This is a genomic window from Phenylobacterium sp. (genome assembly GCF_030693405.1).
Lineage (GTDB): Bacteria > Pseudomonadota > Alphaproteobacteria > Caulobacterales > Caulobacteraceae > Phenylobacterium.
Genome location: NZ_JAUYAW010000071.1, coordinates 12534 through 32384, shown reverse-complemented (window position 1 = coordinate 32384; position 19851 = coordinate 12534). Strand labels below are relative to the sequence as shown.

Here is a 19851-nt window from a genome sequence, read left to right as displayed (position 1 = left end):
AAGGCGGACAGTAATCGACTGGCCAGCAGAGTTTCAGCGGCCCTCGGTGCGATCCTGGAACACGATGGGCGGCGTAGAGCGCCGCGCCACTTCGCGGATCACGAAGCTGCTGCGGATCCGGGACACATGGGGAAGCATAGACAGCTCCCGCCGATAGACCCGGTCATAGTCCTCGAAGGACTCCACGTTCAGCATGATGAGGAAGTCCGTGTCCCCGGAAACGAATCCACAGTATGACACCGAGGGACACTTGACTACTTCGCGTTCGAACTCGTTCAAGGCCCGCTCGGCCTGAGAACTCAGCTCGATCGCCACAAACACCACGACGCTGAATCCCAACATCGGCATATTCAGATCAGCGGAATAGCTGAGCACCGCCTGGCGCTCTTCAAGAATTTTGCGGCGACGTGCGACCGCGGTGCTGGACAGGTTTATTTTCTCGCCCAACCAGACATCGGACGCCCGTCCATCAATCGACAGCTCCCGAAGAATTTGGAAGTCGATAGCGTCCAAACCAACGTGTTCGAATTTCGACATGCAATTCCCGCTTCAATGCGTAAATCGACAGCAGATAGACGATTTACGCATAAAATCCTTAGATATCCAGACGGATGATCAACAATCCAAACTAATCTGAATTCGCTGAGTTAGCGACCGGCGGTTGCAGAGGGTGTCGGCAACTTGGGTCGTTAGCAACTGACGCATTGGAACAAATATAACCGGGGGTAGTCTCCATGTGTGTCCGACCGATCAAATTGGCCCGTCCTTGCCGGCGCGACGGGGCGCGCCTAACCGATAGCGTTCCGAGCTGGCGCGGCAGCCCTTAATCAGCCTGCCCCACCTTGGCGCGAGCTGACCGCCAGGGTCCAGAGCCTAGGGCTCCAGCCTGACGAGGGATCACCTCCCCGATCCACGTCGCGCCAGGCGCCTATCCGCACAATGAGAAGCGAGGGTCGTCCGCGACCTTCTCCTGCTGACGCACGCCTTTGGGGGGCGCGCGCGACGGTCCTTCACGCCCCAGGCGCGAGCGGCCCTAAAGAAAAGTCGAGAATCGTCATGATCTATCCGTCTCCATCGACCACCACCGCCTCGCGCCGCCTGCGTCGCTACGCCCTGGCCACGGCCAGCGCTGCGGCCCTGATGGCTCAGGCCGTTCCCGCCCTGGCCCAGACGGGCCCCAGCGCTGAACTCGAAGAGGTCGTCGTGACCGGTTCGCGCATCGTGCGCGACGGTTACGACGCGCCAACGCCCGTCAACGTGCTGGGCTCAGCCGAAATCCTCGCCGAGGCGCCGGCCAATATCGCCGACTTCGTCAACACCCTGCCCTCCGTGGCGGGTTCAGTAACCGCCTCAAGCTCGTCCGGATCGCTCAGCAACGGCCAGGCCGGCATCAGCGCCCTGAACCTGCGCGCCCTTGGCACGGGTCGGACCCTGGTTCTGTTCGACGGTCAGCGCTCGGTGGTGTCGGCCGCCACGGGTCAGGTGGACACCAACACCTTCCCGCAGTCGCTGATCTCGCGGGTCGAGGTTGTGACCGGCGGCGCCTCGTCGGCCTATGGCTCCGACGCCGTCGGCGGCGTGGTGAACTTCATCCTCGACAAGGCCTATACCGGCCTGAAGATGACCGCCGAGTACGGCGAGACCACCTATGGTGACGGCGAGAACTGGAAGTACAACTTCACCGCCGGATCACCCTTCGCCGATGGCAAGGGCCACATTCTCCTGAGCGCCGAGACAGTCAGCCAGGAGGGGATTCATGGCGTCAGCCGGGACTGGAACAAGTCCGGCCACTTCGCGATCCGCAACCCGAACACGGCCGCGGGTCAGCCCTTCTATGTGGTGGCCGACAATGTGGGCATATCGTCCTACACCCCGGGCGGCCTGATCACCGCTGGCCCCCTGCGGGGCACCTATTTCGGCGTCAACGGGTCGGTCAATCAGCTGGCCTATGGCCAGGTCTCCGGCCAGTGGATGATCGGCGGCGACTGGGAGTACACCTCCAGCCTGAATGGCACCAACTCCCTTCTGCCGGACGAAGACCGCGACAGCTTCTTTGGTCGCGTCAGCTATGAGGTCGCCCCCAATATCAATGTCTTCGCCCAGGCTTCCTACGCCCGGTACGAGGGCTTAAGCTACTATATCCAGCCCACCAGCACCGGGATCACGATCCGGTCGGACAACGCCTTCCTGCCCGCATCTGTCCGCAACCAGATGACGACCCTGGGCCTGACCTCCTTCGTCATGGGCTCAGGCACCGCCGACTTCCCGTGGTCGGGCAGCAACAACATCCGCGAGACCTCCCGCTACGTGGTCGGCGCCGACGGCGACTTCAGCCTCTTCGGCCGCGACTTCGGCTGGGACGCCTACTACCAGCACGGGGTGACAAAGACCCGTGAAGAGCTGACCCCGACCTGGAACAATACACGCTTGACGCTCGCCACGGACGCCGTGGTGCATCCGACCACGGGCCAGATCGTCTGCCGCTCAACCTTGACCTCTCCCTCCAACGGTTGCGTCCCGTTGAACCGCTTCGGGATCGGCGTCGCCAGCCAGGCGGCCATCGACTACGTGCTGGGTCAGCCGCTGCGCACCCAGGAGTTTGTCCAGGACGTGGCGGCGGTGAACTTCACCACCGACTTCACCGGCTGGGCCGGCCCGATCGATATCGCCTTCGGCGCAGAATGGCGCAATGAAACCCTCGATGGTGAGGTCGACGCCGAGTCCCAGGCCGGCTGGAAGTACGGCAACTACAAGGTCACCAAAGGCGAGTATGACGTTGTCGAAGGCTATATCGAGACCCTGGTCCCGATCATGGAGGGCCTCGATTTCAACGGCGCGGCCCGCTACACGCGCTACAGCACCTCGGGCGGCGTCACCACCTGGAAGGCTGGCCTGACCTATTCGCCGATCCCGGACATCACCCTGCGCGCAACCGCGTCGCGGGACATCCGGGCGGCCAATATGAGCGAGCTGTTCGACGCCGGCACTGCGCGCAGCAACGCCGTCTCGATCAACGGGGTCTCCACCGCCTTCGTCCAGAACCTGCAGGGCAATATCAACGTCCAGCCGGAAGTGGCCGACGGGCTTGGCCTGGGAGTCGTCTTCCAGCCGAGCTTCCTGCCCGGCTTCGCCGCTTCGCTCGACTACTACGAGATCAAGGTCGAAGGGGTGATCGACTTCGTCACGGCGCAGCAGGCAGCCGACTTCTGCCTGCTCAACAACGCTCAGCAATACTGCAACAATCTCCGCTACCAGAACGGTCAGCTGGCCTTTATCGATCTGTACTACGAAAACCTGAACAGCCTGAGCGCCAAGGGCCTGGACATCGAAGCGTCCTACCGGACGTCGCTCGACGCCTTCATCCCCAGCGCAGCCGGCGACCTGACGCTGCGGGCCATGGCCACGCACTACATCGAAAACGTCACCGACAACGGCGTCACCGCCATCGACCTGGCCGGCTCAAATATCAGCGCGACGCCGGACTGGTCCTACCGGGTGACCGCCGCCTATGAACTCGAACCGATCAGCCTGAACTTCACCGCCCGCGGGGTGAGCGACGGGGTCATCAGCAACGCCTATACCGAATGCACCAGCGCTTGCCCGACCCTTGCGCCGCCCTACTACACGATCAACGACAACAATATCGAAGGCGCTCTCTACTTCGACGCCTCGGCCACCTACGCCTTCGACCTCGGCCAGAGCGGGGCCAGCGGCGAAGCCTATATCTCCATCAAGAACCTCTTCAACAATGACCCGCCCCTCACGGCGAACCCGAACGTCCTGGGCGCCGAGAATACGGTCGGTTATCTGCAGACCAACCGCAGCCTCTACGACGTGCTGGGCCGGACCTTCCGGGTCGGTCTGCGCCTGGCCTTCTAGAAGCCAGACCGCCCAGCCTTCGGGACAAGCGCGGCGCGTCAGTCGAAAGACTGGCGCGCCGTTCCCTTTTTTCGCGACGGGCGCCCAGGCGGGGCTGTAACCAGGGTCAGCCCGGCGACGAAGACCAGACAGGCGGCTGTCTGCAACGCGGGCGAGGACAGCGGCCGTGCCTGGGGGACCCATGACTCACCTGAAACGCTACCTGCCCCTGCTGATCCTGGCGATCGGGCTAATCCTGGTCTTCACCAGCGACCTGGGCCGGTTCCTGAACCTTCAGGCCCTACAGACCCATGAGGCGGCCTTGCGCGCCCTGGTGGCCGACAACCTGCCGCTGGCGCTGCTGACCTTCATCGGCGTCTATGCCCTGTCGACGGCGCTGAGCGTGCCGGGCGCCGTCATCCTCACCCTGGCGGGCGGCTACCTCTTTGGGATCTGGGTCGGCGGCGCGGCCACCGTGGTGGGCGCCACGATCGGGGCGATCGCGGTCTTCTATGCCGTGCGCACGTCCCTGGGCGCCACCTTGCGCGCGCGCGCAGAGGCCTCCAATGGCCGGCTCAAGGCGATCATCGACGGGGTCGCCGCCGGCGCCTTCGGCTACATTCTGACCTTGAGGCTGATCCCCCTGGCGCCCTTCTGGCTGGTCAATGTGGCCGCGGCCCTGGCCCATGCGCCCCTGGCGCCCTATGCGCTCGCCACCTTCATCGGCATCATGCCGGCCACCTTCATCTATAGCGGCATCGGCGCCGGCATCGGCGATCTGCTGGCCCGCGGCGAGGCGCCGGACCTCGGGGTCATCTTCCAGCCCAATATCCTCGGTCCGCTGGTGGCGCTTGGCCTGCTGTCGCTGGGGGTCACCCTCTATCAGCGCCGCCGCGCCAAGACCGGAGACGCCCTGTGACCGGCAAAGTGATCAAGGCGGATCTGGCCGTCATCGGCGCAGGCTCCGGTGGGCTTTCGGTGGCCGCAGGCGCCGCCCAGCTGGGGCTGAAGGTCGTGCTGTTCGAGAAGGGCGAGATGGGCGGCGACTGCCTCAACTATGGCTGCGTCCCGTCCAAGGCCCTGATCGCCGCAGCGTCGGCCGCCCATGAGGCCCGACACGCCAAGGCGCTGGGGGTGCATGCCCCAGAGGTTGTGGTGGATTTCGCCCAGGTCATGGCCCATGTGCACGCCGCCATCGCCGCCATTGCGCCCCACGACAGCCAGGAACGCTTCGAAGGCCTGGGCGTCACGGTGGTCCGGGAACCCGCCCGCTTCCTTGACGCCCGCACCGTTGGCAGCGCGAGCCTGAGCGTCCGCGCGCGCAAGATCGTCATCGCCACCGGCTCCAGCGCGGCGGTTCCGCCGATTCCCGGTCTCGACACGGTCCCCTATCTCACCAACGAGTCGGTTTTCGAGCTGACCGAGGCGCCGTCGCGCCTGATCGTCCTGGGGGGCGGCCCCATCGGGGTGGAGCTCGGCCAGGCCTTCCGCCGCCTGGGCAGCGAAGTGGTGATCGTCGAGGCTGACAAGATCCTCGGTCGCGAGGACCCCGCCGCCGCCGCCATCGTGATCGAACAGCTTCGCGCTGATGGGGTGGAACTGATGGCCGGCCGCAAGGCCATCCGGGTGGAGGCCGGCCCCACACTGGTGGTCGAGGACGCGAGCGGCGAGACCCGCATCTCGGGCTCCCACCTGCTGGTGGCGGTGGGTCGCAAGCCGGCCCTGGACGACCTCGACCTGGCGGCGGCCGGGATCGAGCGGAACCGCGACGGCGTCATCACCGACAAATCCCTGCGCAGCAGCAACCGCCGCGTCTATGCCGTGGGCGACGCCGCAGGCCGCGGCCAGTTCACCCATCTCGCCGGCGCCCATGCGGGCCTGGTGGTGCGCCGCGCCATCTTTGGTCTGCCGGTCAACGCCGACAATCTGGCCACGCCCCGGGTGACCTATGCCGACCCCGAGCTCGCCGCGGTGGGCCTCAGCGAGGCTGAGGCGCGCAAGGCCCATGGGGACGATATTCGCGTTGAGGTCTTCGACTTCGCCGGCAACGACCGAGCCATCGCCGAGGGCGACACCCGTGGAATGGGCAAGCTGATCACCACGGCCAAGGGCAAGGTTCTGGGCGTGACCCTGGTGGGCCGGCACGCCGGCGACCACATCGCGCTCTGGGCCCTGGTGCTGTCAGCCGGACTGAAGCTCAGCCAGATCACCGGCATGATCGCCCCCTATCCGACCCGGGGCGAGATCAGCAAGCGCCTGGCGGGGCAGTGGTACACGCCGGCGCTGTTCTCCGCGCGCACCCGCAAGGTGGTTTCGATCCTCAAGCGCCTGGCCTGAGGCCGCGGGCGGCGGCGACGAAGCCGAGATCCAGGCGGCGCTTGAGCCACAGCGCGGCGCGACCCCGCCACCACAACCGCCCGCGAAGCGCGAGCCCGGTCCCGTCGCCGAGGTCCATGATCGAGAGCCAGCGCCGCTGGGGCTCATAAGCGCGCAAGGCGCCGCCCTGGGCCCGGGCCATGAGGTTGGCCGCGAGAATGGGCGCGGCTCGGACGCCAAAGACGCCGACCGGCGGCCGCGGCGAGGCCTCTATCACAGCGCAGTCCCCTGCGGCGAAGACGGCGGGATCGTCGCGGGCATGTAGCGCCGGCGTGACCCGCAACCGGCCCGCGTCATCGGTCGGCAGGCCTAGACCGCTGATCAGAGGCGGCGCCACGAGACCTCCGGCCAGGACCAGCATGTCGCAGGCCAAGCTATGCCCATCGGCCAGGCGACAGTGTCCCGCCTCGCGACCCACGACCTCGCCGATCGCCACCACGATCCCTCGCGCCGCCAGACGGCGTCTCAGGCTGGCGAGGGCCGCAGCCGGACCCCAATGGGGCGTGGTTCGGCTGACGATGGTGACATCGGCCTGCTGACCATGGCGGGCGCAGAGGCCTGCGATGGCGGCGGCGATCTCGAACCCCGTTTGGCCGCTGCCGGCCACCACCACCCTGGGCGGAGGCCCCTCGCGTTTGAGCTCCGCCTCCAGGCGGGCCTTCAGGTCAAACAGGCGAGACAGCGGCTTGGCCGGCCAGACCTCCGCCGCCCCGGCCAGCCCCATCGGATCCTGGACCGTCGATCCCACATTGAACGACACCAGGTCGAAGGGAAGATCAGCGCCCCGAGCCAGCCGGACAATGCGGGCCGAAAGATCGACGCCCTCGACCGTAGTCTGCAGGTGTTGCACATGGCGGGACGCCGCCAGGGCCGCGACATCGATCCGGGCGGCCGCAGAAGGCAGAGCCCCCGACAGCACGCCGGTCGCCAGGCCCGAATAGTGGAACCCGGCGGGCGCGATCAGGGTGACGTCCAGGCCCGCCGCCCGGAGGGCGCCGGCCTGCGCCAAGAGGTGCAGGTGGGCGTGGCCCGCGCCCACCAGGACCAGTCTCATGCGCCGGAAAACCGCCCGCGTTCAGTCCGCGAGGCGGCCCGACAGCGCCGTCATATAGGCTTCGATCCGCGCGGCGTTGGCCCCCAGATCGGACAGCCCCACCCGCGAGGTCGAGCGCATGTCGATGGCCGCGCCGGCCTCACCGGGGCGGACCCGGATAGCCACGTCATCCTTGAATCCGAACCAGAAGGTCTCCGCCGTGGCCTCGATCATCCCGGTCCCGGCGTCGGCGGAGACGATCGTCCAGCCCTGCGCCCGGGCCTCGGCCTCGGCAGCGGTAAAGGCGTCGGCGGGCGCCGCGGCTGTCACCAGGGTCTCAAGTTCGGGATAGGCCTCCTCCCCGACCTGGCCCAGGCTCTTGCCTGCCAGCGGGGCGAAGCGTGGCCCCTGATAGGCCGGAAGGCTGGTGAGTTGGGCGGAGAACTCTGCCACCGGATTGGCGTCTTCCGCGGTCCGGACGGCCATCAACGCCTCGGAATAGATGGGCGGGTCCTCAACATTGGTGGTCACATCGTGGATCGGCGGAATGTCGGCCGACTGCCCGCGCACATAGGCGAGGTAGCCAAACCCAAGGGCGGGAATCAGCAGGGCGATCAGGGCGGCGCGCCAACCCGTGCGAGGCGACTTGGCCAGGGTGGCCACCAGAGCGACAAGCGCGATGACCAGGGCGCCGATCAACAGGCGGGGTCCCCACTGGATGATGAGCACGCCGAGGCCCAGCCGCCAGGACCAGAGATCAAACTTGACCCCAAGCGCGGCGACCATGAACCAGACCGGGAGCAGCAGGGACAGTACAAGCGCGATACGGGCGATCAGCAGCCGCATGGGGTGAGCCTTCCTCAGAAATCAGCAAGCGTGACCGTTTCACGATCCTGGGCCTCAGGATAGAGGGCCAGGCTTGAAACCAATCGGCGCCGGTGGCCGAATAGGACTAGGGACGCCCCAATACGCCCGCAGCAGCCCGCCTGCTCATCACGCAAGGACCAGATGACCCAGACGGCCCTGTCCCCCTTCGCCACCCATCGCGGGCCAGCCACCGCCGGTCGGTTTGTCGATCCTCGCGTGACCGCCGACGGATCGCCCCGCGCCCATGTCGGCCTCAGAGTCTTGGAGACCCTGTGGTTCAACACCGGCAGCCTTTGCAACATCGCCTGCCTGAACTGCTACATCGAAAGCTCGCCGACCAATGACGCCCTGGTCTATCTGACCGCCGGCGACGTTGCCGCCTACCTGGCCGAGATCGAGCGCCTGGACCTGCCCACCCGGGAGATCGGGTTCACCGGCGGCGAGCCTTTCATGAACCCCGACATTCTGGTCATGCTCGATCAGGCCCTGGCCAGCGGCCGTCAGGTGCTGGTCCTGACCAACGCCATGCGCCCGATGATGCGATGGGGCGAGCGCCTGGCCGTGCTGATCGCTCGGGGCGGGTCGCAGCTCACCTTCCGGGTCAGTCTGGATCACCACAGCCAGGCGGCGCACGACGCCGAGCGCGGCGCCGGCGCCTGGGACAAGGCCTGGGCCGGTTTGGCCTGGCTGAACGAACAGGGGGCGAGGATCGCGATCGCCGGACGACGCATCGCTGACGAGACCGAGGACGACGCCAGGGCGGCCTTCGCCACGCTGTTCCACGCCAGGGGTCTGAAGGTGGACGCCGCCCATCCCGGCGAGCTGGTCCTGTTCCCCGAGATGGAGCCCGGCGCCGAGGTTCCAGAAATCACCGAGGCCTGCTGGGGAATTCTCAACCGGTCGCCAGGCGAGATGATGTGCGCCACCAGCCGCATGGTTGTCCGCCGCCGCGGCGCCCCTGGCCCGGCGGTCGTCGCCTGCACCCTGACCCCCTACGACACGCAGTTCGAGCTTTCGACGACCCTCGCCGGCGCGGCCGTCCCGGTCAGTCTGAACCACCCCTTCTGCGCGCAGTTCTGCGTCCTGGGCGGCGCCAGCTGCAGCGCATGAGCCACGCCCGGTCCGACCTGGCGGTCATCATTCCGACCCTGAACGCCGCAGCGGGCCTCGCTGCAACCTTGGCCGCCCTGCCCCCCGTCGCCCAGAAGATCGTGGTCGATGGCGGTTCGACGGACAGCACTGTCGAGGTCGCCCTAGCCAGCGGGGCGGAGGTTTTGCGCAGCGCGCCGGGCCGTGGCGGACAGCTCGCCGCCGGGGCGGCGGCGGCGCGGGCGCCGTGGCTGCTTTTTCTGCACGCCGACACCAGGCTCGATCCCACGGCCTGGCGAAGCCTGGACGCCTACCTTGCTGACCCCGACCACGCCCATTCGGCGGCCGCCTTCCGGTTCAAGCTGGACGACCCCGCATGGCAGGCGAGGTTGCTCGAACTGGGAGTCCGGCTGCGGGTGGCGGCGCTGGCCCTGCCCTATGGCGACCAGGGCCTGCTGATCCACCGCGACCTCTATGCGGCCGTGGGCGGATATCGACCCCTGCCCTTGATGGAGGACGTCGATCTGGTGCGCCGGCTGGGGCGGCGTCGCCTGCGGCGGCTTACGGGCCACGCGCTGACGTCCGCCGCCCGGTGGCGCAAGCGGGGCTGGGCGCGGCAGAGCCTGCTCAATCTGCGATGCCTCGCCCTCTATCTGACCGGGACGCCGCCGACCAGGATCGCCCAGATCTATGGCCGCTGACCGAACCCGGCGACATCTGGTCATCTTCGCTCGCCAGCCCCGGCTTGGGGTCGGCAAGCGTCGGCTGGCCGCCGAGGTGGGCGACCTCGCCGCCCTGAGATTTGGCCGCTACGCCCTGGAACGGCTATGGCGGGAGCTGGGCGCAGACCCCCGCTGGACCCTATGGGTCGCGACCTCGCCCGATCGTCCGACCCGGTGGGTCCGCCGCGGTCGTCCCCTGCCCCAGGGTCCGGGCGGTCTGGGGGCGAAGCTCCGGCGGGTGACGGACGTCCTGCCCGCCGGCCCCGTCGTGATCATCGGCGCAGATACGCCCGGCGTGACGCGCACAGACGTCGCCCGCGCCTTCGCCGCCCTTGGCCCCAAGGCAGCGGTCCTGGGGCCGGCCGCCGATGGGGGCTACTGGCTGATCGGGCTGCGCCGACGTCCGCGGGAGCCCCGGCCCTTCGACGGGATCCGGTGGTCGAGCGACCAGACGCTCCAGGACACGATCGACGCCCTGGGCGACACGCCCTACGCCCGGCTGCAGATGCGCGAGGACGTCGATGACGGCGCGGCCCTGCAGCGTGCGCTCACCCCGCGGCGGCTGCGCTGAACTTGCGCGAGCAGATCCCCGCCAGCTTGGCAGCCAGCGCAGGATCCCACAGGCCGGGATCGGTGATCACCGCATAGTCCAGCCCCGTATCGATGGGCGAGGGTTCGCGCATCTCCGGCAGGCTGCGGGCCAGGGCGGCGATCATCTGTCGGGCGGTGTCAGCATTGCTCTGCAGCACCTCCAGCACGTTGGACACCTCCACATGGGCGGTGGCCTCGCGCCAACAGTCATAGTCGGTGACCATGCAGACATTGGCGTAGGGTAGCTCCGCCTCGCGGGCCAGCCGCGCCTCGGGCATGGCGGTCATGCCGATCACCGAGCATCCCCAGGACCGGTAGAGATGGCTTTCGGCCTTGGTGGAGAACTGCGGCCCCTCCATGGCGAGGTAGGTTCCTCCCTCGACGGTCGGGGCGCCGGCTGAGCGGGCCGCCGCAGCGGCGGCGGCGGACAGGCGCGGACAGACCGGCTCGGCCATGGAGACGTGGGCGACCAACCCCTCCCCGAAGAAGGAAGCCGGGCGAGACACCGTGCGGTCAATGTACTGGTCGACCAGCACAAAGGTCCCGGGCGGCAACTCCTCCCTCAGCGATCCGACCGCTGAAACCGAGAGGATGTCGGTGCAACCGGCCCGCTTGAGCACATCGATATTGGCGCGCGCGTTCAGGGCGCCGGGTGGGATGCGGTGGCCGCGACCATGCCGGGGAAGGAAGACCAGACGCACATCGTCCAGCTCGCCGGTAACCAACTCATCGGAAGGCGCACCCCAGGGGGAGTTGATCGACAGGGTCTGGCGATTGCGCAGACCGTCGAGGTCGTACAGTCCGGAACCGCCGATGACGCCGATGGTCCACTGTTTCATGACGCCCGCGCCCCGCTGGTTACCGCTCCCTTCGGCCTAGCCAAGACGCTGCGGGTTGTCGACGGCCGAGCCGGGCTGCGCAGGGCAATCAGCGACGATCCTCAGGAATTTTCGGAACGCTCTGCGCCCAAGCTTGTTCTCAAGGCTCAAGCCTCAGTTCTGACAGCAGGAGGGGTGTGTCCCGCATGGCCGGCCCGGAAGCCCTCGACCTCGCCTATTGCGGCCCGCCGCCGGCGCCCACCCAGCTTGTGACCAGCTGGAATCTGGACCCTGTCCTTCTGGGGGTCCTCGGGGCGAGCACGGTGGCCTACCTGTGGCGCTGCCGGGCGACGGGCGGCCAGCGGACCGCTTTCCTCAGCGCCCAGGCGGTTCTGCTCATCGCCTTTGTCAGCCCGCTCTGCGCGCTCAGCGTGGCGTTGTTCTCGGCCCGGATCGCCCACCACATGCTCATGGTCGCCGTGGCGGCGCCCCTTTTGGCCTATGCCCTGCCGCGCACCCTGCCGGGCCGCTGGCTGACGGCGGCGGCCCTCGGCCACATGGTGCTGCTGTGGCTCTGGCATGCGCCGCTGGCCTATGGCTGGGCGGTGGAGGGTGTCGCGAGCTACTGGCTGATGGAGGTCACTCTGCTGGCCAGCGCCGTGGCCTTCTGGAGCGCCGCGGTCGCCCGCCGGCCGGAGGCCCCGTCGGTGATCCTGGCCCTGATCCTGACCATGGCCCAGATGGGCCTCCTGGCGGCGCTGATCACCTTCGCCCAGGAGCCGCTGTTTGGCCCTCATCTGGCCACCACCCAGGCCTTCGGGCTGACCCCGCTTGAGGATCAGCAACTGGCCGGCCTGATCATGTGGGCGCCTGGCGCCCTGCCCTATTTCGCCGCGGTGGTCTGGCTGGCCGCGCGCTGGCTGAAGGGCCTGGAAAACGATGAGGCGATGGCGTGGCGTGGCTGAAATTCCTGCACATCTCCGGCCTGCTGATCTGGTGCGCGGGACTGATCTACCTGCCTGGCCTGCTGCTGGCCCACCGGACGATGACCAATCGCGAGGACTTCATCCGGATCAGAAACGCGAGCCGGTTCAGCTACAACGCCATCACCTCGCCCGCCGCCTTCGTGGCGATCGGCGCGGGCACGGCCCTGCTGCTGCTGGCGCCCGGGGTGCTGCAGGGCTGGATGTTCGTGAAGCTGGCCCTCGTCGGCCTGCTGGTGATGGCCCACGTCCAGTACGGCTTTGTCCTTTCGGCCCTGTCAGAGCCGGGATCCCAGCCGCCCCGCTTGCGGCTGCTGGCGGTCTGGGCGCTGGTCTTCGGAGTGATGACAGCCATCCTCTGGCTTGTCCTGGAGAAGCCCTTCCTGGGATCGAGCCGCCTGCCGTCGTGGCTGCTGGAGCCCGGCGGGCTTCAGTCCTTGCTGACCTCGACGCCGATCTGATGCTCGAACACCAGCTTGCCCCCATGCCATCCGGCCAGGCCGACAAAGATCAGGCCGAGAACCGACAGGAACAGGCCCCACGGCAGGATGGCTGCGGCCTGATCGAACAGGCGCAGCCCCCAGTTGGCGCCAATGACGCTCAGGAGCATCATGGCCGCCACGGCGTGGCTCCAGGGCTCGGCGCTGCGCCGGATGCCGCGCACCAGGAGCAGCTCCGCCGTGCCGCTCAGGGCGGCGGCCGCGCCCATCACAAAGCCCCAGCCGCTGGTCCACAGGCCCACGCGGGCGAAGAAGGGGTCGGCGCTCCACCAGTAGAAGAGATCGGCGCCCAGGGTCGCGCAGACCAGGGCGATGGGGAAGGTCACCAGCATCACGTGAATGGGGTGGCCGGCCACATGGATGCTCGAGGCGACATTTCCGACGAACGGGTCTTCGGATCGATCCTGCGACACGGGGGCCTCCTGATGCTGCGACATGGGAGCCCAACGCGGCTAGGCCGTAATGGGTCCGCGATCATAGTGACGCTCGCCTTGGCCGGCTGTGGAGGGCCGCTGTCCACCTTGGCGCCGGCCGGCGAGGCCGCCCAGGCCATTGCAACCCTCTGGTGGGTGATGCTGGCCGGCTCTGTGGTCATTTTTCTAGGGGTTGTCGGCGCCTCGTTGCTGCCGCTGGTCCTTCGCCGGTGGAGCGCCCCGTCGGCGCGCGCCATGCTGATCGGCGGCGGACTGGTGTTTCCCGGCGTCGTCCTGCTGGCCCTGCTGGTCGCGGCCCTTCTGGTGGGCGACCGACTGAGTCCCCGCGGCGAGCCCGGGGTGCTTCGCATCGAGGCCGAGGCGCGCCAGTGGGCGTGGACCTTCCAGTACCCCGACCTGCCAGGCCAGGCGGCGACCGAGGGGGTGCTGCACGTCCCGGTGGGCCGGCCCTTTGAGGTGCAGGTGACCAGCCGTGACGTCATTCACAGCTTCTGGGCGCCGAGGCTTGGCGGCAAGATTGACGCCATCCCGGGCCACACGAACGTCATCCGGTTGCAGGCCGACGCGCCTGGGATCTATCGCGGCCAGTGCGCCGAGTTCTGTGGAAACGCGCACGCCATGATGGACTTCGTCGTCCAAGCCCACAGCCCCGCCGACTACGCCGCCTGGCGGGCCGCACAGGGGGCCACAGAATGAGCGATCAGACACCCGGCGCGCCGGCGCCGCTCTCCGCAATCGGCCGCCACAAGGCCCTGGAGCGCCTTTGGGGAACGGCCCCCGGCTGGGGCGCCCTGTCGGCGGTGAACCACTCCACGGTCGGTCTGCGCTTCATCATCACGTCGTTCGTCTTCTTCCTGATCGGCGGCGTGCTGGCCATGCTGATCCGGGCGCAGCTGGCGGGTCCTGAGACCGACTTCCTGGACGCGGCCGCCTACGCCCAGGTCTTCACCATGCATGGCACGGTGATGATGTTCCTGTTCGCCATTCCCGCCATTGAGGGGCTGGCCCTCTACATGCTGCCCAAGCTGCTGGGCGCCCGGGACCTGGCCTTTCCGCGGCTCAGCGCCTTTGGCTACTGGTGCTACCTGTTCGGCGGCTCGATCCTGATCCTGGCCATGCTGGGCGGGGTGGCGCCAGACAGCGGCTGGTTCATGTACACCCCGCTGTCGTCCAAGCCCTATTCGCCGGGGATCAATTCCGACGTGTGGCTGATCGGCGTGACCTTCGTGGAGGTCTCAGCGGTCTGCGCGGCGGTGGAGTTCATGACCACGGTGCTGAAGATCCGCACCGGCGGCATGGCCCTGCATCGCATGCCGATCATGGTCTGGTACCTCTGGGTCACCGCCGCCATGATGCTGTTCGGCTTTCCGCCCCTCATTCTGGGCAGCGTGCTTCTGGAGCTGGAGCGGGCCTTTGACTGGCCCTTCTTCGACCCGACCCGGGGGGGCAGCCCGCTCCTGTGGCAGCACCTCTTCTGGCTGTTCGGCCATCCTGAGGTCTACATCATCTTCCTGCCGGGGGCGGGGATCATCTCCACCATCCTGCCGGTCTTCACCGGCCAGAAGCTGGTGGGTTACGCCTGGATCATCGTCGCCCTGATCGCGCTGGGCTTCATCAGCTTCGGCATCTGGGCCCACCACATGTTCGCGACGGGCATCCCGCACCTGTCGCTCGCCTTCTTCTCAGCGGCCAGCACCCTGGTGGTGATCCCCACGGCGGTGCAGATCTTCGCCTGGCTGGCCACCCTGCTCAGCGGGCGGCCGCGCATCACGCTTTCGATGCTGTATTTCTACGGCTTCCTGTCGACCTTCGTCATCGGCGGCCTGACCGGCGTCATGGTCGCCGTTGTGCCCTTCGATTGGCAGGCCCACGACACCCACTTCATCGTCGCCCACCTGCACTATGTGCTGATGGGGGGCTTCGTCTTTCCTGTACTGGCCGGGATCTACTACTGGCTGCCGCACTTCACCGGCCGAAAACACCTGGAGGGGCTGGGCCGTACGGCCTTTGCCCTGATCATGATCGGCTTCAACGCCGCCTTCCTGCCCATGCACCTGACGGGTCTCTGGGGCATGCCCCGGCGGGTCTTCACCTATGGCGGGGAGATGGGCTGGGATCTCCTGAACCTGATCAGCTCCGTCGCGGGCTTCATCCTCGCCATCGGGTTTGCGCTGGTGGTCGTCGATGTCGTGCAGGTCGCCCGGTTCGGACGGCGCTCCAGGCGAAATCCCTGGGGCGCCAGCACCCTGGAATGGGGCATGCCCACGCCGCCGCCAGCCTACAATATCGGCTCCCAGCCTCATGTGACGAGCCGCGACCCGCTGGAGGATGATCCAGGCCTGCCCGCCGCCCTGGCCCGGGGCGAGGGTTATCTCGGCCAGCCCCGCAACGGGTGGCGCGAGACGCTCAGCGTCCACATGCTGAGCGGCGAGCCCGATCAGGTGGTGCTATTGCCGGGGCCGACCCTCATGCCCCTATGGACGGCCCTGGCCACAGGCCTGTTCTTCGTCAGTTTCCTGTTCAAGCTCTATCCCCTCTCGGCCATCGCCTTCGTCCTCATCGTGATCTGCGGCTGGCGGTGGATGTGGGCCTCTGGCTTGCGGGAGGACGTCGCCCCGGTGGACATCGGACGGGGTCAGACCGCGCCCCTGCACGCCATGGCCGCCGATCCCCCCACCCTGTGGGGCATGGTCTTCACCCTGATGGCCAACGGAGTCTTCTTCGGCGCCCTGGTCTTCGGCTACCTGTTCCTCTGGGTGGTGGCCCCCAACTGGCCGCCGCCCGCCCTGCTGGCGCGGGAGCCCGTAACGCCGCTGCTCGTCCTGGCGGGGCTCGCCACGGGTCTTGCCGCCGTCTGGCGAGGCGCCCGGGCGAACGGCGAGAGCCGCGCCGCCGACAGCCAGACCTGGCTGCTGGTCTCAGCGGCCGCAGGCGCCGTGATCGCCGGCGGCGCCCTGGCCGTCCCACTCTTCACAGCCCCGGCCCCGAACAGCCACGCCTACGCCGCGGCGGTGACCTTCATCAGCGGCTATCTGGCCTTCCACGGGCTGATCGCCGCCATCCTCAGCGCCTATGCCTGGGCGCGCTCCCGCAACGGCTGGATCTCGGCGCAGCGGGCGGTAGAGTTCTCAGCCCTGCGCCTCTGGTGGCTCTATCTTGGGGCCACAGGCCTGATCAGCCTCGCCCTCCTGCACGGCCCGGCGTGGATGTCATGACCCCACAGTTTCGCCCCTTCGGCGACCTCCTGGCCCTGGTCGGCGCCTTTCTCCTGTGGAGCCTCGCCTTTATTGTCCTGTACGGCGCCCATGGCGTGGCCTGCGCCCGCGGCTGGGCCAGCCCCGACGAGCCCTGGCCGCTGCGGATTATCCTTGTGGGTCTCTGGCTCGCGATGACAGCTCTGTCGATCGCCTATGCCTGGTGGAGCTGGCGGAGACGATCCGACGATGGCGTCGAGCGGTTTCTCCGCCTCGCCACCCTGGCGATTGCGGTGGTCGGCGCCGTCTCAACCGCCTGGCTGGGCTTGCCGCTCCTACTCCTGCGCGTGTGCGCCTGAGCCGCCCGCTCCTACTCCCACTCGATTGTTCGGGTATGCACAACCCCTTTGATTCTGCGGGACAAAAAATATTCTCATGCGAAAATACCGTCACGCCAGCCAGCAAAAAGTTATGCTTCTGAGATTCGTATAATAATTAGGCGTTGTTCCTAGAATGGATCTTTCGAGATGTATCGTCTCCAATCGGACGGAAAACGTAATCCCTTGCACCGAGTTGCGCATACGGGGGTTCATTTCAAAACACCGTCAATGCTGAAAACGTAGGCTGATTGCTGATATTCAAGGTGGCCTGCGCGTGTGACCTGCTCCCGGAAAACTGGACCAGTTTTCCGGGAGCAGGTCACGACAAGGGATTACGCCGTCGATGAGCCGTAAGGGCGACTGCTGGGACAACGCCCCAATGGAGAGCTTCTTCCCCACCCTCAAGACCGAACGGGTCCATCATCGGGTCTATGCCACGCGCGACCAGCCCGCCGGGATCTGTTCCACTACATCGAGGGCTTCTAACAATCCCCGACGCCTGCACTCAGCCCTGGGCTACATCAGCCCCAGCCGCCGCCGAGCGCAGAGCCGCCTAACCCCGTCCACTACTTCGGCGGAAGATCAGTCCACCAAAACGGGGGAGGATCACCTCACCGTTCGCTTGATCACCATCATCGTGAGTGAACTCAAATGCATAATCCTCTGCCTTCTAATCTCGAAGGCGTCTGATGGCGAAAGTCAGGCCCGCAACGCCCGCCACAATCATGAGAGCGCTCAGCCCGCCGATCATGTAGCTAGTCAAAAACTGATCCTCCACATGGGCCGCCAGAGATAACCCGTGAGGGGCCCACCGGTTCGAGCCCAGGGTCTTGCGCCCCCAGGGCCGACCAAGCATCGAGGCTCTATGTCACCCTTGACCCTTTCGCCCAACGACTATCGTCGTCTCGCTAAGGTGATCCACACCTTAGCCCCTACAGCCGCGCGGCCGGTCTTGGTGCGGCTGGGTCTGCTCCGGGGCGCGGCTTCCGACGAGGCGAACGAGGGCTCGGCATATGAGGCCTTCGTTGCGGCACTTGAGGCCCTAGGTCCTACATTCGTGAAGCTAGGCCAGATCATGGCGACACGATCCGATCTGCTTCCGCCAGAGCTGACCGAGCGGCTCGGCCGGCTTCACGACGACGTGGCTCCAGTGCCCTTCGACCATTTGCGCGAACAGCTGACGATCGATCTGGGCGCGCCGCCGGAAGAGCTCTTCGCCGAATTTTCGACGACGCCAATTGCGGCTGCGTCCATTGCCCAGGTCTACGCCGCGCGGCTCATGACCGGTGAAGATGTCGTTCTCAAGGTTCGCAGGCCGGGGATTGAGGCGGTCATGCGCGCTGATTTGCGGCTACTGTTGGCCGCTGCCCGCGTCATCGAGCGTCGCGCCCCGGCACTGCGTCGACATCAGCCTGTGCGTGTCGTGACGGAGCTCAGCGAAGCCCTTCTCGAGGAGATCGATTTTCGGATCGAGGCTCGCAATCAAGCGGAGGTCCGCAGACGCGCAACCGTCTTCCATGTTCCGCTCGTTCATGAGCGATTTACCACAGAAAGGACCATGGTCAGCGCACGCGTCCGTGGCCGCAGTCCTAACGCCGCGTTCCGCAACGAAGAGCCTGCCATGGCGCGCGCCTTGGCGCCCGATGCGGCGAGGGGGCTGCTGGGGATGATCCTGCTGGACGGGGTGTTCCACGCGGACCCTCATCCAGGAAATATTCTGGTGACTCCGGATGGTCGTCTGGCGCTGTTGGACTTCGGCTCCGTCGGGCGGCTCTCGGCGAAAAGGCGAGAGCAGGTCCTCGTGGTCCTCGGCTCCCTCGTGGATGCCGACGTAGCGGCGGTCTCTGATGTGCTGATGGAATGGGCTGGCCGCTCGGGACCCCCGCCGCCCGGCCTTGAACAAGGTGTCGAGCGATTCTTCCTGCGTTACGCCGCGGATTCCGGGCGACCGATCCGGCTTGCGGAGGCGATCACCGAATTCATCTCCATCGCCCGAGAAAACGCACTGACGTTGCCGCCGGACCTGCTGCTGCTCATGCGCGCTCTGGGCATCGCCGAAGGCTTGGCGAGGACGCTCGATCCCGACCTCGATGTCGTCGCCGCTATCGCGCCAGTGGTTCTCCGGGCTTTCGCATCTCGGTTTGCGCCGAAAGCGCTCGCCACCCGCGCCTTCCGGACGTTCAAGGAACTAGATCAGATCCTCGCCATCGGGCCAGAAGCGATCCGGCGCGGTATCGGGCGCATCAGCCGTGAGGGCATTGTCATCCAGGTCTCAAGTTCAGACCTGGCCGAGTTGCCGCGAGCGGTCAGACGGGCCGCCGATACCCTGTCGCTCGGGATCGTGGTCGCGGCCCTTATCGTCGCTGCCGCCGTCGTCATCGTCGCGAAGGACGATCAGGCCGCCGCGGTCGCTCGGATCGCCATCGTCATCCTGTCAGGCGTGGGCCTGGCCGCCTTCGTGAGTCGCCTGTTCCGGCGGGATTGAGGTTTCGCGCACGGGAACACGTCTTGCTTCCCCGCGCACCCACGCGGCCTTGATCATTCTCACGGTCAGAACGCCGTCTTCGAGGGTCGCCGTCACCTCGTCGGGATCGACCGGCTCCGGGAGATCGACGCTCAGGTCGAACGGACGCCCAATGTTCCCGGACCGCCCTAGACGGCCGGCCGCTCGCAGACGCAAACGCGTGGGAGTGGCCTCCAGGACCATGTCGCCTATGGCATACCCAGGGGCATCGACCTCAACGGTCACGTCCTCGATCGTCTGGGCGATTGCAAAAGCCGGAACATCTCCCAAAGGAGAGCCGAGCTGGGTCTCAAGCCGGTGCCGGACACCCCTCAACCCGCGGCCGATAAGGCTGTCGTATTCAAGGGTGGCGGAATATACTTTCCGCCCCAACTTGACCGAGATGCTGCCGATCATTCGAAACTCCTGGGGAATATTCTCCGACTGAAGAGTTGGGCGCCTGATGGCGGCGAATTCAAGGCGATTAACGTCGGAACGGGTTG

The 19851-nt window shown here is 67.0% G+C and carries 18 protein-coding genes and 1 pseudogene; 13 read left to right on the top strand and 6 right to left on the bottom strand.

What is annotated here, in order from left to right; all coding sequences use genetic code 11:
* Positions 1–33: 33 nt before the first annotated feature.
* Complete coding sequence (locus Q8N19_RS14945) at positions 34–537, bottom strand: Lrp/AsnC family transcriptional regulator (RefSeq protein WP_293318469.1); 504 nt, start codon at positions 535–537, stop codon at positions 34–36.
* A 519-nt stretch (positions 538–1056) separates the two neighbouring features.
* Here Q8N19_RS14945 and Q8N19_RS14940 point away from each other — a divergent pair.
* The 3 genes from Q8N19_RS14940 to Q8N19_RS14930 all read left to right on the top strand — a co-directional run bounded on the left by Q8N19_RS14940 (position 1057) and on the right by Q8N19_RS14930 (position 6195).
* Positions 1057–3879 (top strand): TonB-dependent siderophore receptor, encoded by a 2823-nt coding sequence (locus tag Q8N19_RS14940; protein WP_305591995.1) that lies wholly within the window; start codon positions 1057–1059, stop codon positions 3877–3879.
* A gap of 181 nt (positions 3880–4060) precedes the next feature.
* A complete protein-coding gene (locus tag Q8N19_RS14935) occupies positions 4061–4777 on the top strand; it encodes a TVP38/TMEM64 family protein (protein ID WP_305591993.1) in 717 nt (238 codons plus the stop codon).
* The gene (locus tag Q8N19_RS14930; protein ID WP_305591991.1) at positions 4774–6195 is read left to right on the top strand and encodes an NAD(P)/FAD-dependent oxidoreductase; all 1422 of its coding nucleotides are present in this window, start codon (positions 4774–4776) and stop codon (positions 6193–6195) included. The genes Q8N19_RS14935 and Q8N19_RS14930 overlap by 4 nt, the downstream gene beginning before the upstream one ends.
* Here the strand turns inward: Q8N19_RS14930 and Q8N19_RS14925 are convergent.
* On the bottom strand, positions 6179–7288 hold the full coding sequence (locus Q8N19_RS14925; RefSeq protein WP_305591989.1) for an NAD(P)/FAD-dependent oxidoreductase: 1110 nt from the start codon (positions 7286–7288) through the stop codon (positions 6179–6181). The genes Q8N19_RS14930 and Q8N19_RS14925 overlap by 17 nt on opposite strands.
* Positions 7289–7309: 21 nt before the next feature.
* Positions 7310–8113, bottom strand: a complete 804-nt coding sequence (locus tag Q8N19_RS14920) for a DUF1499 domain-containing protein (protein ID WP_305591987.1) — start codon at positions 8111–8113, stop codon at positions 7310–7312.
* A 162-nt stretch (positions 8114–8275) separates the two neighbouring features.
* Between Q8N19_RS14920 and Q8N19_RS14915 the strand changes: the two genes are divergently transcribed.
* The 3 genes from Q8N19_RS14915 to Q8N19_RS14905 are packed head-to-tail and all read left to right on the top strand — an operon-like array spanning position 8276 to position 10516.
* Positions 8276–9244: a radical SAM protein gene (locus Q8N19_RS14915; RefSeq protein WP_305591985.1), complete on the top strand. Its 969-nt coding sequence runs from the start codon at positions 8276–8278 to the stop codon at positions 9242–9244.
* Positions 9241–9924: a TIGR04283 family arsenosugar biosynthesis glycosyltransferase gene (locus Q8N19_RS14910; protein ID WP_305591983.1), complete on the top strand. Its 684-nt coding sequence runs from the start codon at positions 9241–9243 to the stop codon at positions 9922–9924. The genes Q8N19_RS14915 and Q8N19_RS14910 overlap by 4 nt, the downstream gene beginning before the upstream one ends.
* Complete coding sequence (locus tag Q8N19_RS14905) at positions 9914–10516, top strand: DUF2064 domain-containing protein (protein WP_305591981.1); 603 nt, start codon at positions 9914–9916, stop codon at positions 10514–10516. The genes Q8N19_RS14910 and Q8N19_RS14905 overlap by 11 nt, the downstream gene beginning before the upstream one ends.
* Here the strand turns inward: Q8N19_RS14905 and mtnP are convergent.
* Positions 10494–11375, bottom strand: a complete 882-nt coding sequence (gene mtnP / locus Q8N19_RS14900) for an S-methyl-5'-thioadenosine phosphorylase (protein WP_305591979.1) — start codon at positions 11373–11375, stop codon at positions 10494–10496. The genes Q8N19_RS14905 and mtnP overlap by 23 nt on opposite strands.
* Before the next feature lie 185 nt (positions 11376–11560).
* On the opposite strand from mtnP, the gene Q8N19_RS14895 reads away from it, so the two are divergent.
* Positions 11561–12319, top strand: coding sequence for a cytochrome c oxidase assembly protein (locus tag Q8N19_RS14895; protein ID WP_305591977.1), 759 nt, complete (start codon positions 11561–11563; stop codon positions 12317–12319).
* Complete coding sequence (locus Q8N19_RS14890) at positions 12307–12798, top strand: CopD family protein (protein WP_305591976.1); 492 nt, start codon at positions 12307–12309, stop codon at positions 12796–12798. Before Q8N19_RS14895 ends, Q8N19_RS14890 begins: the two co-directional genes overlap by 13 nt.
* On the opposite strand, the gene Q8N19_RS14885 is transcribed toward Q8N19_RS14890, so the two are convergent.
* Positions 12768–13250 carry a DUF2231 domain-containing protein gene (locus Q8N19_RS14885; protein ID WP_305591975.1) on the bottom strand — a complete coding sequence of 161 codons (483 nt, stop codon included), beginning with the start codon at positions 13248–13250 and terminating at the stop codon, positions 12768–12770. The two genes, Q8N19_RS14890 and Q8N19_RS14885, sit on opposite strands and share 31 nt — an antisense overlap.
* 66 nt (positions 13251–13316) lie before the next feature.
* Here Q8N19_RS14885 and coxB point away from each other — a divergent pair, with 66 nt between their 5' ends.
* The 5 genes and pseudogenes from coxB to Q8N19_RS14860 all read left to right on the top strand — a co-directional run bounded on the left by coxB (position 13317) and on the right by Q8N19_RS14860 (position 19330).
* Positions 13317–13967 carry a cytochrome c oxidase subunit II gene (gene coxB / locus Q8N19_RS14880; protein WP_305591973.1) on the top strand — a complete coding sequence of 217 codons (651 nt, stop codon included), beginning with the start codon at positions 13317–13319 and terminating at the stop codon, positions 13965–13967.
* On the top strand, positions 13964–16486 hold the full coding sequence (gene ctaD / locus Q8N19_RS14875; RefSeq protein ID WP_305591971.1) for a cytochrome c oxidase subunit I: 2523 nt from the start codon (positions 13964–13966) through the stop codon (positions 16484–16486). Before coxB ends, ctaD begins: the two co-directional genes overlap by 4 nt.
* Positions 16483–16824, top strand: a complete 342-nt coding sequence (locus tag Q8N19_RS14870; RefSeq protein ID WP_305591969.1) for a hypothetical protein — start codon at positions 16483–16485, stop codon at positions 16822–16824. Before ctaD ends, Q8N19_RS14870 begins: the two co-directional genes overlap by 4 nt.
* 346 nt (positions 16825–17170) lie before the next feature.
* Positions 17171–17641: pseudogene (locus tag Q8N19_RS17010) on the top strand (integrase core domain-containing protein); the annotation flags it as partial.
* A 279-nt stretch (positions 17642–17920) separates the two neighbouring features.
* Positions 17921–19330: an AarF/ABC1/UbiB kinase family protein gene (locus Q8N19_RS14860; RefSeq protein WP_305282680.1), complete on the top strand. Its 1410-nt coding sequence runs from the start codon at positions 17921–17923 to the stop codon at positions 19328–19330.
* Here Q8N19_RS14860 and Q8N19_RS14855 read toward each other — a convergent pair.
* The gene (locus Q8N19_RS14855; protein WP_293416858.1) at positions 19280–19765 is read right to left on the bottom strand and encodes an Hsp20/alpha crystallin family protein; all 486 of its coding nucleotides are present in this window, start codon (positions 19763–19765) and stop codon (positions 19280–19282) included. The two genes, Q8N19_RS14860 and Q8N19_RS14855, sit on opposite strands and share 51 nt — an antisense overlap.
* Positions 19766–19851: the final 86 nt, after the last annotated feature.

Bases quoted from the DNA above. Each gene is read 5' to 3' on its own strand.
- Q8N19_RS14935 (WP_305591993.1), top strand. From the start codon at position 4,061: ATGACTCACCTGAAACGCTACCTGCCCCTGCTGATCCTGGCGATCGGG.
- Q8N19_RS14925 (WP_305591989.1), bottom strand. From the start codon at position 7,288: ATGAGACTGGTCCTGGTGGGCGCGGGCCACGCCCACCTGCACCTCTTG.
- Q8N19_RS14860 (WP_305282680.1), top strand. From the start codon at position 17,921: ATGGCGACACGATCCGATCTGCTTCCGCCAGAGCTGACCGAGCGGCTC.
- Q8N19_RS14895 (WP_305591977.1), top strand. From the start codon at position 11,561: ATGGCCGGCCCGGAAGCCCTCGACCTCGCCTATTGCGGCCCGCCGCCG.
- mtnP (WP_305591979.1), bottom strand. From the start codon at position 11,375: ATGAAACAGTGGACCATCGGCGTCATCGGCGGTTCCGGACTGTACGAC.
- Q8N19_RS14945 (WP_293318469.1), bottom strand. From the start codon at position 537: ATGTCGAAATTCGAACACGTTGGTTTGGACGCTATCGACTTCCAAATT.
- Q8N19_RS14910 (WP_305591983.1), top strand. From the start codon at position 9,241: ATGAGCCACGCCCGGTCCGACCTGGCGGTCATCATTCCGACCCTGAAC.
- Q8N19_RS14905 (WP_305591981.1), top strand. From the start codon at position 9,914: ATGGCCGCTGACCGAACCCGGCGACATCTGGTCATCTTCGCTCGCCAG.
- ctaD (WP_305591971.1), top strand. From the start codon at position 13,964: ATGAGCGATCAGACACCCGGCGCGCCGGCGCCGCTCTCCGCAATCGGC.
- Q8N19_RS14915 (WP_305591985.1), top strand. From the start codon at position 8,276: ATGACCCAGACGGCCCTGTCCCCCTTCGCCACCCATCGCGGGCCAGCC.
- Q8N19_RS14920 (WP_305591987.1), bottom strand. From the start codon at position 8,113: ATGCGGCTGCTGATCGCCCGTATCGCGCTTGTACTGTCCCTGCTGCTC.
- Q8N19_RS14870 (WP_305591969.1), top strand. From the start codon at position 16,483: ATGACCCCACAGTTTCGCCCCTTCGGCGACCTCCTGGCCCTGGTCGGC.
- Q8N19_RS14855 (WP_293416858.1), bottom strand. From the start codon at position 19,765: ATGATCGGCAGCATCTCGGTCAAGTTGGGGCGGAAAGTATATTCCGCC.
- Q8N19_RS14940 (WP_305591995.1), top strand. From the start codon at position 1,057: ATGATCTATCCGTCTCCATCGACCACCACCGCCTCGCGCCGCCTGCGT.